At 52.7% G+C, this 14,794-nt stretch carries 15 protein-coding genes; 10 read left to right on the top strand and 5 right to left on the bottom strand.

Annotated features, from left to right (window positions below; all coding sequences use genetic code 11):
* The first annotated feature begins 4 nt into the window (after positions 1-4).
* Genes HUN04_01785 through HUN04_01765 form a run of 5 tightly spaced genes read left to right on the top strand, consistent with a single transcriptional unit; the run spans position 5 to position 4,095 of the window.
* Positions 5-394 (top strand): S-adenosylmethionine decarboxylase, encoded by a 390-nt coding sequence (locus tag HUN04_01785; GenBank protein ID WDP88537.1) that lies wholly within the window; start codon positions 5-7, stop codon positions 392-394.
* 2 nt (positions 395-396) lie between these two features.
* A complete protein-coding gene (locus tag HUN04_01780; GenBank protein ID WDP88536.1) occupies positions 397-1,353 on the top strand; it encodes a GNAT family N-acetyltransferase in 957 nt (318 codons plus the stop codon).
* On the top strand, positions 1,334-2,629 hold the full coding sequence (locus HUN04_01775) for an ATP-grasp domain-containing protein (GenBank protein ID WDP88535.1): 1,296 nt from the start codon (positions 1,334-1,336) through the stop codon (positions 2,627-2,629). Before HUN04_01780 ends, HUN04_01775 begins: the two co-directional genes overlap by 20 nt.
* Positions 2,626-3,861, top strand: coding sequence for an alanine racemase (locus tag HUN04_01770; protein WDP88534.1), 1,236 nt, complete (start codon positions 2,626-2,628; stop codon positions 3,859-3,861). The genes HUN04_01775 and HUN04_01770 overlap by 4 nt, the downstream gene beginning before the upstream one ends.
* Positions 3,862-3,900: 39 nt before the next feature.
* Positions 3,901-4,095, top strand: a complete 195-nt coding sequence (locus tag HUN04_01765; GenBank protein ID WDP88533.1) for a hypothetical protein — start codon at positions 3,901-3,903, stop codon at positions 4,093-4,095.
* Positions 4,096-4,127: 32 nt separating this feature from the next.
* Here HUN04_01765 and HUN04_01760 read toward each other — a convergent pair whose 3' ends face one another.
* A complete protein-coding gene (locus HUN04_01760) occupies positions 4,128-5,300 on the bottom strand; it encodes an MFS transporter (GenBank protein WDP88532.1) in 1,173 nt (390 codons plus the stop codon).
* A 272-nt stretch (positions 5,301-5,572) separates the two neighbouring features.
* Entirely contained in the window at positions 5,573-6,328 is a 756-nt protein-coding gene (locus tag HUN04_01755) for an MBL fold metallo-hydrolase (protein WDP88531.1), read from the bottom strand.
* Between the two features lie 266 nt (positions 6,329-6,594).
* Here HUN04_01755 and HUN04_01750 point away from each other — a divergent pair, with 266 nt between their 5' ends.
* Both HUN04_01750 and HUN04_01745 read left to right on the top strand, forming a co-directional pair.
* Positions 6,595-7,119, top strand: coding sequence for a GNAT family N-acetyltransferase (locus HUN04_01750; GenBank protein ID WDP88530.1), 525 nt, complete (start codon positions 6,595-6,597; stop codon positions 7,117-7,119).
* Positions 7,120-7,162: 43 nt separating this feature from the next.
* The gene (locus HUN04_01745; GenBank protein WDP88529.1) at positions 7,163-7,672 is read left to right on the top strand and encodes a GNAT family N-acetyltransferase; all 510 of its coding nucleotides are present in this window, start codon (positions 7,163-7,165) and stop codon (positions 7,670-7,672) included.
* Positions 7,673-7,735: 63 nt separating this feature from the next.
* Here HUN04_01745 and sulP read toward each other — a convergent pair whose 3' ends face one another.
* Positions 7,736-9,541, bottom strand: a complete 1,806-nt coding sequence (sulP, locus tag HUN04_01740; protein ID WDP93128.1) for a sulfate permease — start codon at positions 9,539-9,541, stop codon at positions 7,736-7,738.
* 151 nt (positions 9,542-9,692) lie between these two features.
* On the bottom strand, positions 9,693-11,135 hold the full coding sequence (locus HUN04_01735; protein WDP88528.1) for a hypothetical protein: 1,443 nt from the start codon (positions 11,133-11,135) through the stop codon (positions 9,693-9,695).
* Between the two features lie 363 nt (positions 11,136-11,498).
* Between HUN04_01735 and HUN04_01730 the strand changes: the two genes are divergently transcribed.
* Both HUN04_01730 and HUN04_01725 read left to right on the top strand, forming a co-directional pair.
* Positions 11,499-11,984 (top strand): MarR family transcriptional regulator, encoded by a 486-nt coding sequence (locus tag HUN04_01730; protein ID WDP88527.1) that lies wholly within the window; start codon positions 11,499-11,501, stop codon positions 11,982-11,984.
* A gap of 53 nt (positions 11,985-12,037) precedes the next feature.
* The gene (locus HUN04_01725) at positions 12,038-12,883 is read left to right on the top strand and encodes a DUF169 domain-containing protein (GenBank protein WDP88526.1); all 846 of its coding nucleotides are present in this window, start codon (positions 12,038-12,040) and stop codon (positions 12,881-12,883) included.
* 52 nt (positions 12,884-12,935) lie between these two features.
* Here HUN04_01725 and HUN04_01720 read toward each other — a convergent pair whose 3' ends face one another.
* Positions 12,936-13,841: an AraC family transcriptional regulator gene (locus HUN04_01720; GenBank protein ID WDP93127.1), complete on the bottom strand. Its 906-nt coding sequence runs from the start codon at positions 13,839-13,841 to the stop codon at positions 12,936-12,938.
* A 312-nt stretch (positions 13,842-14,153) separates the two neighbouring features.
* Here HUN04_01720 and HUN04_01715 point away from each other — a divergent pair, with 312 nt between their 5' ends.
* Positions 14,154-14,792 carry a carboxymuconolactone decarboxylase family protein gene (locus HUN04_01715; protein ID WDP88525.1) on the top strand — a complete coding sequence of 213 codons (639 nt, stop codon included), beginning with the start codon at positions 14,154-14,156 and terminating at the stop codon, positions 14,790-14,792.
* Positions 14,793-14,794: the final 2 nt, after the last annotated feature.

Here is a 14,794-nt window from a genome sequence, read left to right as displayed (position 1 = left end):
GAAAATGAACACCTCATCTGCCATCCGGTTAAATACCGTTCCCGAAGCATGGGGAATTGCATCCGCCATTGATATTTATGACTGCGATCCCGGAAAAATCAGAAATGCCGAATATATAAAATGCTTTGTAAGGGAATTGTGCGACCTCATTGAGATGAAACGGTTCGGAGAGACCCAGGTGGTCCATTTTGGAGAAGATGAAAAGGTTGAAGGGTTTTCAATGGTTCAGCTGATTGAAACTTCCCTGATTTCCGCTCATTTTGCCAATCTGACCAACGCCACATACCTGGATGTGTTCAGCTGCAAGCCCTATGATCCAGAAGTGGTCCGGCGTTTTTCCCAGGATTATTTCAACGGGTCCCGCTCCTGCCTGAGCGTGACCTACAGGCATTAGTGATGAAAATCCGTGTGTTAAAGGATCAGTTAAGCTGCCGGCTGGCCTGGGAACGTAATTGGCCGGCAAAGGGGCTGTTTGATTTCTGGGAAGTCAGGGAGTGCTTTCACACGGCCTTTTCACGGCCCCTGCACTTTGTCGTTGCCGAGGAAAGGGAGGCCATCCTTGGGTTTCTGCCCCTGTGCTGGAATGCAGAAACCGGCCAGTACGTCGCCTTTCCCGGTGAAACCTGGCAGGGGAAGACCTGGATCGAACAGAACCGCATTTTTGCCGCCTCTCCCCAGGTTCTGGATAAGATGCTGGCGGCCGTTCCCGGCCGGGTCCATCTGCGTTACCTGCTGCCGGCAGGTGGTGCGGGAGCCGGGCGGGACCTGCCTGAAGATGAAACCGGCTACCTGTTTTATCCGGGACGATACGGGTTTTCCTACCCGGCCTATTGGGCCGCCCTTCCCGGCAAAACCCGCCGGAAACTGGCTGCGGATCTGCGAAGGATCGAATCCTGTGGGCTGTCCTACCGCTTTGACGCATATGAAGATCTTCAATCCATGTATGCATTGAACCTTGAGAATTATGGAGACGCCTCCTACTTTAGTGATATCCGCTTCCGCAAAGGCTTTGAGTATCTGGGGCGGCTGCTTTGGGATGCCGGCATGCTGAGGGTGACCACCGTGCTGGCCGGTGGCAGGGTGGCCGCCGTGGATATGGGGGCGGTGTGCAATAATACCTATACCCTGCTGGCCGGCGGCACCCATCCAGATTTTACCGGAATCGCCAAGGTGATCAACCTGCATCATCTGGCCCGGGCCTGTGAAAAGCGGTTTGACAGCGTGGATTTTCTGTGCGGAGACTTTAACTGGAAAACACGGTTCCGCCTTACCCAGCGTCCCCTGTATCAATTGAGCCGTATGGACGTCAGCGCCGTTGCGGCCGGGGAATTTCATGAAAAAGCTGTTGCATAAACGGGTATTGGTGGTGGGCACCACCGCCGACTATATCGACTGGATCCGGCAGGCCTCACCGGGAAGGTGCCTGTTCATCACCGACCCTGCCGTACGCCATGCCGCCACGGAGAAACGCCCGGAAAAACATGAAGAGATTCTGGTGCCGCTCAATGACCCGGCTGTGGTCCGGGCGGCACTGGATCGCCACCTGGAACGGCACCATATCAGGCTGTCGGGCATCACCTGTTACGACTGCGAGCATCTGTGGCTCACGGCTGAGCTGGCCGGGGGCCTGGGGCTGGTTTACCCGGGCAGAAAGGCGGTGGACAATGCCAGGGACAAATACCTGTCCAAGCAGATCTGGCAGGCGGCCGGGGTGGACTGCCCGGCCGTGGCCCTTGTCAACGCGGTGGAAGACGCCCAGTCCTTTCTGGCCGGTCTCCCCCACGGGATTGTTCTCAAGCCCGTTGCGGGCAGCGGCAGTGAACTGGTGTTCCAATGCCGGCAGCCCCAGGAGGTGGCCGTTGCATTCTCCGTGGTGCAGGAGGAGCTGAAGACCCGAACGGCCGATCCCCTGTTCAGGTCCGGCCGCCCCGATCTGATGCTGGCCGAGGAGATGATCCCCGGGCCGGAGTACAGCTGTGACTTTATCATGGGATCGGACACGGCCCGGATTATCCGGGTCACCAAAAAGATCAAACCCCGGCACCTGCCCTTCGGCACCACTGCCGGCTATGTGCTGGTGGCCAACCCGGCCGCCCATTTGGATATGGATATGCTCAGGCAGACCATGTACCGGGCTGCCGGCGCCCTGGGGATTCACAGCGGGATCTGCATGGCGGACTTTATCCTGGCCCGGGACCGGGGAGAGAGCAGGGCGCCTGTTCTCATTGAGATGACCCCGAGGCCGGGGGGCGACTGCCTGCCTCACCTGCTCAAGCAGGCCGGCAACCTGGATATCATCAGCCTTGCCCTGGATGTGGCCGTGGCGGCCGCAGAAGGGAAAATACCGATACTGAACGGCAGCCTGGCGTTCACGCCCATGGTGGCCATGAAAATCCTGGCCGACCGGGGCGGCACCCTGAAAAATATTGATCTGAGCGGCCTGAATGGTGACAAGAGGATCCGGGAGATATATCTCTCGAAACAGCCGGGCCATAAGGTGGTCATGCCCCCCCATGATTATGACAGCCGGGTGCTGGGGCATATTACCTTTCTACCCGACAACCCCGCTTACCCTGAAACCTTAAGCAAACTGATCAGCCTGCGGGTGAAGGTGGAGATGGACCAATGAGCGATATGCCTGAAATTCTGCCTGAACTCGTGGTTCAGAATCTTGCCCGTGATTTTTTCAATTCCCGGGATCTGTATATGGATATGGCAGAGGCGTATGGCACCCCCCTTTACCTGGTGGCACCCGCTGTGCTTCGTGAAAAGGCAGACCGGTTCCGGGCCGCCTTTTCCCGGCACCTGCCCGAAACAGGGTTCTACTATGCCATGAAGAGCAATAACCTGCCCTATATTTCCGGCGCCCTGCTTGCCCAGGGATTCGGCCTGGATGTATCCAGCGGCATGGAATTGGCCGTTGCCCTGGAACTGGGGGCAAAGGATATTATTTTCAGCGGCCCGGGCAAGACCGAAGAGGAACTGCGCATGGCCGTGGAAAACCGGCACCGGGTCACCCTGCTGCTGGACAGTGCCGGAGAGTTGGCACGCCTTCAATCCCTTGGGGCCGGCTGCAGCCCCCCCCTGAGGGTGGGTATTCGGGTAAATGTCACTCCCCAGGGGCTCTGGCGGAAATTCGGCGTATTGGCTGGCGACCTGCCTGAAATGTACCGGCGGATAGATGGATGCGCCGGGCTTACCTTCTGTGGCCTGCAGTTCCACTCTTCATGGAACCTGAACCCGGAACGGCAGGCGGCGGCTATCCGGTTGATGGGAGAGAACTTGAAGACCCTACCTCCCGGAATGATAGAGGCCCTGGAATTTCTGGACATCGGTGGCGGCTACTGGCCGCCCCAGGGGGAGTGGCTGGTGTCGGACCAGCCACTGGTCCATCATTACCACCGGGCCGAATCCATAGACACCTTTGCCAGGGAAATCAGCCATGCGGTGAAAGAGTGGATATTTCCGGTGAAAACCTGCCGGATCTGCTTTGAACCGGGGCGATGGATCTGCAACGATGCCATGCATCTTCTGATCCGGGTGGTGGACCAGAAGGCACCGGACCTGGTGATCACCGACGCCGGCACCAATGCCGTGGGCTGGGAACGGTTCGAAACCGATTATTTCCCGGTATTGAATTTAACCCGGCCCTCTCTCACCGAGCGGGCCTGCCATGTCCTGGGTGCGCTGTGCACCCCCCACGACGTATGGGGCTATGCCGTCCACGGAGAGGCGGTTGATGAAGGGGACATTCTGATGATTCCCAACCAGGGGGCCTACACCTGGAGCCTGAGGCAGGAATTCATCAAGCCCCTGCCGCGGGTGGTCCTATTGGAAGGAAAGGGGCGGCTGCTGGGCTAGGCTGCCGTCCGCCATTGTTTTATATTGAGGCGAGTATCCATGAAAAAGAGAAGAAGACGTCAGAGAGTGGTGATAGATTTCTGTGCGGAGTGCGGGGCGCTGCTCTCCCCCTGTTCGCACCTCTGCCAGTTCTGCGGGTGCGACAACCGGTGGGATGCCGGGGGAGAGATGGAGGATATCTCCTACGACGAAATCCTGAACGATCCTGATTTTGAAACCTGGCATTCGGCCTGACCTGCCAGGTTTCAAATACAGCGCGGTCCGGTTTAGTTACAAGGGGTCCGGGCCAGTTTCCTGCGGCGGATCACCACCTGGGACAAGGCCTGCACCAAAAACAGCAGGGCCAAGAACTGAAACCCGGTGAGCCCTCCGGTGCCTTCCTGGGCGCGGCCGGATAACAGCGGCCCTGAAAAATACCCCATGCCCCAGAACAGGTAAAACGCCCCGGATACCGTCCCCTTCAGCGCATCCTCCACTGAATTGTTCAGCCACGCCAGGGCCGCCACACAGAATACCCCCAGGCCGGCACTGGCCAGAAACAGCCAGGGGTATACCATCCAGCCGGTCCTGCCCGGAAACTGCCAGAATCCGGCGGCGGCCATCAAAAGTCCCCATACCATGGTGCGGCGCCGGCCGCAGCGGTCGGATAGGGGGCCGGTAATGATTTGGGAGAGGCCGATACCGGTGTAAAATAATAAAAAATAGAATCCGGCCTGGGCCTGGGTAAACCCTTTAGCCTGGATGAGGAATCCCGGCAGCACGGTAATGGATGTGCCGTATCCGGCGCCGTACAGGATAATGCCGCTGAGCACGGCAATGGCTGCCGGCTGTTTCAGCAGCCTTTTTAATCCTCGCCAGTCAGCGCCATCGCCCAGGGGGATCCGGGGCATCCGGGGATCTTTGGCTCCCCACAGCACAATGACAGCGCCCGCCGCACCCAGGAGGGAAAATAATAGGAAAAACTCATTGGATTTCCAGTATCCTGCTGCCAGAATGCCGAAACCGCTGCCCAAGGTGAGGCCCATGTGAATGGCGGCATTGTAAATGCCAATGGCCCTGCCCTTTGCCGCCGGGTAGCGCATGGATAGGAGCGCCGGGGCCAGTGCCCATAACGGGGCTTCTCCCATTCCCTGGAGCAGCCGCCCGAAGAATACCGCCTCCCGGCTGTCTGAAAAGGCGTAAAAAAGGCCTGAAAGGGAGCAGATAATATAGCCGCCCAGAAGAAAGCGCCGGAATCCGTACCGGCCCGAAAGGCGGCCCATGGGAAATTGGAGCAGGACAAAGGGCAGGGCAAATGCCGAGGCCAGCCAGCCGACGGTTGTCAGTGATCCGGTAAGGTCAATGATTTTCTGGGGAAGCAGGGGGACGATGACGCCCACCCCGAACATGTATATAAATACCGACAGGTTCAGCGCAATGGCCGAGCTGTGTTTTTTCATAATAATTCCGCCTGTGTTCTGGTGCTCCCCGGTATGGGCGATCCTCAGCCCAGGGCGCTGAAGGGCGCAGTTCTGGTTTTTTCCTGAGGCCGTTCAGGAGAGCGGGTTTTAACTCGAAATGATTGCCTGGAACGATTTAGACGTTGCAGGGGGGCGGAGGCAGAATTTGATGAAAAAACATCCGTATTAAATCCTTTTGGTTTAGCTGATCGTTTGAATTAACCGGTTAAGGCATATCAGCATAAAAAGCTATTGTAAAGCCCTTTGATCCCTTAATTCAAATCCCTGATTTCAACCCCCTCAATCCCCCTCATCAATTTTATGAAGCCGGGCACCTGGTCGGCTTCCTTGCTTCTGGTGTGGTAGGGGTAGAGCAACCTGGGTTTGAACGCTTTGGCGGCATCGGCGGCCATTTCAGAATCCATGGTATAGGGCAGGTTCATGGGAATAAAGGCCGCATCAATGCCTTTCAATGCTTTCATCTCCGGAGTGTTTTCGGTATCTCCGGCCACATAGATGCGTTTATCCCCGAAGGTGATGATATAGCCGTTGCCCTCGCCTTTGGGATGAAAGGGTTCGCCGTTGTCCCGTTTGTGGACCCGGTTGTATGCGGGGATGGCCTCAATGGAAAAGCCGGCCAGTTTTTTTTTATCCCCGTTGGCCATCAGGACGGGCGGTGGCCCGTTTCCCACTTCCATCTGCCGGGCGCATTTTGGGGTCATGACAACAATGGTATTGTCTTTTCTGATGATGTCCAAGGCAGCAGGGTCCAGATGGTCCCTGTGGTGATGGGTAACCAGGACAAGGTCTGCTTTGGGCAGTGAGTTATAATCCCCCATCTTGGTCCATGGGTCGACATGGATTGTTTTTCCGCCGTATTCGAAGATGAGGCTGCCGTGGCCGACTAAAGTGATTTTCAACCTTCCTTCAGACGTTGGAATGATATCGGTTTTGGCGGCGTCGGCATGGAGACCGGATCCAAAGACAAATGCCAGCAGAATCACGCCTGCAATTATTAATCGTGTCATTTTCTCCTCCACTTTTTATATATTGCCCAATTACTTTAACTTATGAAAAACGCTCAAAATATTCCGGGATTCAAATGCCGGCTTTCGGCAGGCCATGGGGGGAAATCAGGAACGAGATATGCTGGCGCCCGGATGGCCATCACCTTACATAAACCCGAATAAAAAAGCAAAAGAATTGAAAGTCGGCGCCGTGTATCCAGACTTTTTTCAGTTTGGCTCAATTGGTTCCCTGTGATAATAAAGAAAGCCTTTGTACATGGAGAGGTTTGTTTGATTACGCATGGAATGGGTTTAAAATGAGCAGTTCAATCAGGCCAATGGGACCGGGGGATATGGGATGGATTATATCGCAACACGGTCTGGTCTATTCCAACGAGTTTAATTTTGATTTAAGTTTTGAGGTCGATATTGCCGGCAAGGCAGTTTCTCTCTGCAAAAAGAAAGACCCCTTTACCCGGATCTGGATAAAGGAAGTTGATGGAGAGAAAGCGGGTTCCATAGCCATCTCCAAACTAGGGGAAGGGCTTGCTTTTATAAATTTTTTGATGGTTCTCAATCGTTACCGGGGCAGGGGAATTGCCCGACAGCTGATGGCATTTGCATTAAATTACGCGGAAGGCAACGGCTTTGAAAGGGTCCGGTTGGAAACATACAGCTGTCTTAAAGCGGCCAGAAGAATATATTCAGGCTTGGGTTTTCAGATGTCAGATCCGATCAGGAAACTGAACAAGTACGGACAGCGTTTTGACCAGGAATTCTGGGAGTTGGCACTGCAGGATCGCAAGGCTTGAGTGCATCGCAGGGCCACCCCCTGGCGGAAGGGGCGTGTCACCCATGATAATGATAGAGACAAAACGTCTTGTAATACAAAAACTCAGTGTCAGTGATGCGCCCTTTATATTGGCGCTGCTGAATGATCAGGGATGGTTGAGGTACATTGGTGATAAAGGAGTAAGAACCCTGGAGGATGCCCGTTCTTATATCTTGAACGGCCCCATGCAAAGCTATGAGGAATTTGGATTTGGCCTTTTTTTAGTCAAACTGAAGGAGGCGGACTCCTCCATAGGCATTTGCGGGCTGCTGAAAAGAGATTATTTAGCGCATGTTGACCTGGGCTTTGCTTTGTTATCCGAATATCGCGGCAAAGGATATGCCGCAGAGTCTGCTGCTGCGGTACTGGGCCATGGGAAAAAACAATTCGGTTTCAGGCATGTTTCAGCCATTGCCCAACCGGACAATCTCCGGTCAATAAAGGTGCTTAAAAAAATCGGTTTTAAGCAGGAGCGGTTGATTGAACCGCCTGGTACCGGATCTCAATTGGCTCTCTTCGGCAAGGATGTATAGCCCGGGAGCCCACCGGGTGAATTTTATCCTATCAATTTATACTCGAATGATTTTGGCCGTTGGTTAAGGGGCTTTTCTCCGGCTAGCCTGCATCAGAGAAGGCAGGGTGGTGCACTCGTTGAAAATCCTGGCCGTACATCTGCTGCAGATATCACGGTCCAGGGTGTCGAAAATCCGGCCGATGGCCTGGTATTCATTTTCAAAAAAACGGTTCCGGCCGATTTCTCCCATAAATCCCCCGTTTTTTAGAAAAAGGATGACATCCCTGTTGAGCCTGCACAGATAAAGCCGTTTTCTGAGTTTATCTCTGCGGGATTCCTCTTTTACAAACACCATGGCCCCGGATATGTCGATGAAATTAATGCCGTATCCAACAATGAGCAAATGCCTGGGGGCTTCCTGATCAATTTTTTCCAGCGCCTCCGCCACATAGTTGGCCGCCCCGAAAAACAGGGAGCCGTTGACCCTGATGATTTCCAATTGGGGACACCGGGGGCGTTCGTTTTCACCAACGTCTACCAGGGAGCGGCCTGCATCCTCGGAATCCGGAACCAGCGCGGTCACATGGGGATGGGAGGTGCGGGTCAGGTAAATGGCAAGGGAGAGCAGCACCCCGGCATAGATCGCAAATTCGATCTGGAAAAATAAGGTACTAAAAAAGGTCACGCAAAGGACAATGGTGTCCGCCTGGCTGCTCCGCCAAATTTCTTTGATATGTGGAATATCAATGAGTTTGAATGCAACAAAAAGGATGACCCCGCCCATTGCCGGCAGGGGGAGCCATGCTGTCAGGGGGGCGGCCAGCAGAACAATCGTGGCCAGAAATACGGCTGAAAAAATACTGGCCAAGGGCGTAACTGCCCCGGCATCAAAGTTTGCCCCGGATCGGGTAAATGAGCCGGAACTGGCATAACTGGAAAAGAGGCTCCCGATTACATTGGACAAGCCCTGTCCGACAAATTCCTGATTTCCGTCGATATGTTGATTGGACAGCACCGTGATTGACCGTGCTATGGACAGGGCTTCGATCAGTCCGAGGAATGCCACTGCCAAAGCACCCGGGGCCAGCATCCTGAGGGAGTCCAGGGTAAAATCCGGGATGGAAAGGGAGGGCAGCCGGCCCGGCAGCTCTCCAAGAAGCCGCACCCCCTGTGCCTGTCCCCCTATCAGCAGGCAGACCAGGCTGCCGACGATCAGGCCTCCCAGGAGGCCGGGCCACCTGGGCCGCAGCTTTTTAAAAATAACCGTGCTGCAGAGGGTTACGGCTGCAATGGTCAGTTCATAGTAGTTGATCTGCCCCGTTGATTTAAAAATAATTCCCCAACTGGTCAGAAAAGAGGCCCCATTGGGTATGGAAAGACCCAGTGCATTTTTGATCTGGCTTGTTGCGATGAGCAGCGCCGCGCCGGCCGTAAAGCCGACAATCACTGAATGGGAAACAAAATTGATCAATGTGCCCAGGCGCACCAGGCCGAATGCCAGTTGGAACACACCGGCCATGAACGTCAGGGTCAGCGCCATCCGGATATAGTCTGCTGAGCCGGGCTCGGCCAGGGGGCTTAACGTGGCGAAAACAATGATGGATATGGCGGTGGTCGGCCCTGAGACCAGGTGCCGGGATGAACCAAACAAGGCGGCAATGATCGGGGGGACAATGGCGGCATAGAGACCGTATTCCGCCGGCAGCCCGGCGATCATGGCAAAGGAGACCCCTTGGGGGAGGACAATGAATGCCCCTGTCAAGCCCGCCAGAAGGTCGGCACGCAAGGAGCCGGCATTGATCTGCCTGATCCAATTGAGAAAAGGAAAAAGTTTTATCCTTGCAGGAACAGGATGTACCGGCGCTGCTTTTCTGAAAATGGAGGTCATGGCACACCAATTTTTTGTTGTTTTCAAAGGTCTGGGTACTCACCAGATCATAGTCGGATTGAACGCTTTAATAAAGAATATACTGGAAAAAGTTTGCAGGGCCGGTGAGCCGGCGGTAATTCTGTCCTACCGGCAGTTTTCACTCCGTTTTTTATGCCAGCCAGTCCATTTCAACAACGGAGCTGGTAGAACCGTCTTCATTCAATGCAATACCGGATTTTTTGATTCTGGCCTGGACATTGCCCGCCTCATCCAGCATATCAATGGGGGTATTGGCGCTGGCAAGGTAGATGGCGCCGATACCTGCATCCTTGATCTTGGTCAGTTGCATTTTTCCTGTCCCATCGTTTTCCCAGAAGGAAAGTTCGTCAAAGATTTCATCATTTTCATCGATCCAGAAATTTTCGTCCTGGTCAAACCTTAAAAGCTCCAGAAAACCGTTCCCGGTGCCAGGGCCGAATAATTCGCTGCCGTCGTTGATAATCCCGTCCTGGTTTTTATCCAGGCATAAGAATCCGCTCCCCTGGCTGAGCATGGAAATGTTTTCACTACTCCCGTCCGCATCAAGGTCGAATCGGAACTTTGCTTCTGACAACCGGGGTAGGGTGCCGTCAAGATTAATCACCAGGGGATCGATAAAAACATACCCTTCTTTTTTTTGGACAAAGCTTTCTTCCTGGTACACTTCCTTTGCAAAATTGAGTTCAATGGAAAAATTGACGGATTCACCGTCAATGGTATTCACAGTCCCGTTAGCGAGAAAGTTGACATTTTCCTTTTCAAGGCGTGAAAAGCGGATTTCCTCTTCATATTCGTATGCATATCCCCCCCTTTCAAGCCGGCGGCCTTCCCGGGACGCAAGGTTGGCCCAATCAATTCTTGTATTTTTAAATTCAGAGGCACTCGCCTTGTTTTTCGATGTCGGGCCGTTGGACAGCGCGGACAATTGCTCCCCTATTTTTTCGATGAGATCTTTCATTTTGCCGATATCCTGGAGCAAGGCATCCGGGTCCTCATAAAGCGGTGCTCCTTTCATCAGGCATTTAGCCACCTTCATGGCATTATTTTCAAAACTGGCCTGTTCAGCCGACATTGCTTTTTCCAGGGTTTGCTTTCGCTCAGTCTGCGATTCGGATAAAGAGGCGGATGGGTCGAACAGGTCCATATCTCCATCCCTGGTTTCTATGAAAATATCGTTAAGGGAGGGGGCAAATTGCCCGTACTGAAGCATGGTTTGGAACCTTTCAAGGTGGGCCGCCCAATTCTTTTTATCCAGGGTGCCGTTTTGATACTCCAGATTCGAAATTTTCTGGTTAAAAAAGGAAAACGCCTGGTAAAGCGCTTTACCATCGCTGTCGATATACAGATCCTGACTTGAACGGTCCGGATCTGAGGTATCAATGGTCTGGCTTTCATGCCAGGAATGATACCTGGCGTTTTCTTCTTTTTGAACAGACGCTTTTTCTGAGGCTGTCCGGGGCAATTGGTCGTCATAAAGCCGTGAAAATTTCAGTCTGGTTTTCTTTTCCATCTGAAGATTTTCAAGGTACTGACCACTGGCGGATAAATTGATTTTAGATGTGTTGATTTTCAAAGGATATTCTCCTTTTGCAGCGGCTTTTCATCCTCCTGAATCGGAGCCGGAATAAATAGAGCACGGTTATTTCCGATAAACCGTGAGATAAGACATCGGGCTTGAAACTTAATCATAACGAAGCAAAATTTATGCCCTTTTTCTATGGGCTTGATTTTAAAGAGGATTGAAAAAAGAGGTGGGCGGGTACGGTAATTATTTCCTTGTTTTTTTTCATCTTTTTTCATCGTGGCGGGAGAAAACGGCCTAGGCAGGAAGACCTTTGTGGTGATTATATGACGATTCCAAAAAACAAAAATCAGATAGTGGCACTGCCTTGACCAATGAAATAAAATTCAATGCAGATCAAGAAACCGAAATCATTTGACACAAATTGTTTGGTTGCGTATACAACTAATTATGGTATTTGATTACGATCACAATAAATCTTTGGGGTATTTAACCGGACTGGTCAACAGGTTGTTAAGTAATACCCTTGCGGCACAATTCCAAGCGGCGAATATAGACATGACAGCCGAACAATGGGGGGCCATTCTCGTTTTACTGAATGGCGGCGCCATCACCCAAAGGCAGCTTGGGGAACAGCTTTGCCTTGAAAAATCCAGCGTGAGCCGGTTGCTGGAGGGGCTTGAACGGCGGGAGTGGATTGTACGGACCAAGAATCCCAAAGACAGCAGGCAAAAGTTGGTTACACCGACCCCCAAGGTACTGGAAACGGTAGAGCGTTGCTCACGCATCGCCAGAACCATTTTAAAAGATGCCCAGCGTGGTATGACAGAAACGGAACAATTGGCGTGTCAATCCGCCCTGTTACACATCATATCAAACCTTGATAAAGGGACTAAATAGACAGGTCTAAAAAAATGACCCAATAGTTGTATACACAACATAAAGGAGGCCGTATGAATTTTCAATCCGTCCTTGAAGAGACAAACGTATTTCTGGAGCATCTGGGGTTGGACGAAGAACCCTTTGGGGTGTATTACGATGACACCAAGCCGGAAAAGGCCTTTGGCCCCAAACCCGGCGTCCCTATCTCAAGGGAATTGGAAGATCAGGGCCAGGTCGACATGCAGGCGGTATTCAAAACCTTTTCCTGTGTTATCGGCAACATCTGGCTGGCCAGAAAAAAACAGTGTGCCGCCTATATTTCATCCGGGGAATACGGGTGTCCCGGCGGCGTTTTCTATTGCTCCATGATGAAACCCAACCTCAGATTCATTGAGCATTACGTAACAACGGGATTTGAGGGGACGCCTATCCAGGGTGAGCGGTACCTGCCTTCTCCTGAATCCATGAGAAAATTTCTTGGTAAGGTCGATCCCCGCGAAGCGCCGGCAAAATACTGCATCTTTAAACCGTTGTCTTTGTTTTCTGAAGGTGAGGTCCCTGAATTTGTCATCTTTTTTGCCCGGCCCGAAGTGCTGACCGGCCTGTTCACCCATACGATGTTCACCACAGGCGATGTAGACAGTGTGGCCTCACCCTTTGGCGCCGGATGTACCAATATCCTTGCCTGGCCCCTTTACTATAAAGAGCAGGGAAAAGAAAAAGCCGTACTCGGCGGTTTCGATCCTTCCGCAAGAAAATATTTAAAAACAGATGAGCTGACGTTCACGGTTCCCCTGACCCTGTATCAAAAAATGCTGAAAACCCTGCCGGAATCCATGTTCAACGTCGGTAAGGAGTGGGCGGTGGTACGCAAAAAGGTAAACCGCAGTGCAAAGGCATGGGGAGAGGGGAATTAGCCGGGAAGACCATGCCCCATTCAGCGCTTCTGTGAACTAGTGAAAAAGAAGATTAAGCAGAGGCTGACTCACGCAAACGATTGATATCCCTTAAGGGGGGAGCGCCGAACAGGCGGCTGTATTCCCGGCTGAACTGAGAGGCGCTCTCATAACCGACCTCAAATGTTGCGGTCAGGGCATCAAGGTTTTCTGTAAGCATCAGCCGCCTGGCTTCGTTCAACCGCAATCGTTTTTGAAATTGCAGCGGTGTCATTGAGGTCACCACTTTAAAGTGGTTGTGAAATGCCGATTTGCTCATGCCGGCGTCAGCCGCCAGTTCTTTCACCCGAAGGGGGCTTTTGTAATGATTTTTCAGCCAGTCTATTGCCCGTGAAATTTGATGGCTGTGACTCCCTGACGCCGCGATTTGCTGGAGCCGCGGCCTTTGGTCGGTTGCGAGCAGGCGGAAGAATATTTCCCGTTTGACAAGGGGGGCGAGAATTTTGATATTTTCGCTTTCCCCGAGTAAATCCATCAAGCGCTGGAAGGCGTCAATCAGGGGGAGGGTAAGCTGCCCCACAGCCATTCCCTTTTGTGCCTGACCGGAGCGGCTCACCGGAAGGCCGCTGTCCATGATCAACTGGGAGATTTCCTGGAGATCAAGCTCAAGTACCAGGCCCAGATAGGGCTTTTCATCGCTGGCCTCCATGATATTTGCCACAACCGGTAAATCTACAGATGAGATCAAAAACCGTGTCGCATCATATACATAGGTCTCATCGCCCAGAATCACCCGTTTGCGCCCCTGGGCGATCAGGCAGATGCTCGATGCATGGGTATAGCTTGTCGGTTCTGTTGGTGTTGGCCAGCGGTTTAGCTGAAGGCCCGGTATCTCTGTGACCACCTGGTTTTCATTTCCGGTCCATCGGGCAATGCTACCGGCCAGTGCCTCTGATGCCTCGGCCAGTTTTTCCTGCATCTCCACCGCATTTGTATTCTTCCTATCCATAGCCACCTTCCTTGTTCCTGATTTTTTAAACCTAAGATAGATCCATTTTATCCCGGACTCAATAATGAATCTATAGTTTTGGACAAACAGGCAATTATTCAAAACGATCAGGCTATCTGCCTTTTCAAAGGCTGGTGTATCATTAACCGCATATTGGAGGATATGGATCTGATTGTTCCCCTGGACAGAAAGACCGGGAGCGTCACCGGGACCCGGCAATCGTTCAGTGGCCGGGAGGGACAACGGTCAATACCCTCTATACTACAACTGGAGATAGATACGATGCAAACAAAACTCAATCAAAAACAACGGGCCATCATACCCATTGCCGCTTTTACCGCCTCCGGTGACCTGGACCGGTTGACGCCGAGTCTGGAAGAAGGGCTTAATGCCGGCCTGACCGTGAACCAGATCAAGGAAATCCTTGTTCAGATGTATGCCTACGCCGGCTTTCCCAGGAGCCTGAACGGCCTGGCCGCCTTCATGGGAGTCATGGAAGAACGCAAGGCCAACGGATGTATGGACGAAATAGGGAAGGGCGCCGGTCCCATGCCTGACGGAAGAAACAGCCTTGAACTGGGCACAGAGAATCAAACGCAATTGGTGGGGCAACCGGTAAAAGGCGCTCTGTTTGATTTTGCACCGTCCATTGACCGGTTCCTCAAAGCGCATCTTTTCGGAGATATTTTCCAGCGGGATGTCCTCGACTGGGGGGAACGGGAGCTTGCAACCATTGCCGCCCTGGCAAATATCAGGGGCGTGAACAGCCAGCTTCAGGCACATTACGCCATCAGTCTGAACAATAAAATTACCCCTGAACAATTATATGAGTTTGTAAGTGTACTGGCGCTTAAATGCGGGCCTGAGGTGGCGGCAGACGCAGAAGCCGTGCTTGAACAGGTTTTAAAAAATCACAATTAAAA

It is taken from the genome of Desulfobacter sp., assembly GCA_028768525.1.
In the GTDB taxonomy this organism is placed as follows: domain Bacteria; phylum Desulfobacterota; class Desulfobacteria; order Desulfobacterales; family Desulfobacteraceae; genus Desulfobacter.
This window is presented reverse-complemented; position numbering and strand designations above follow the sequence as displayed.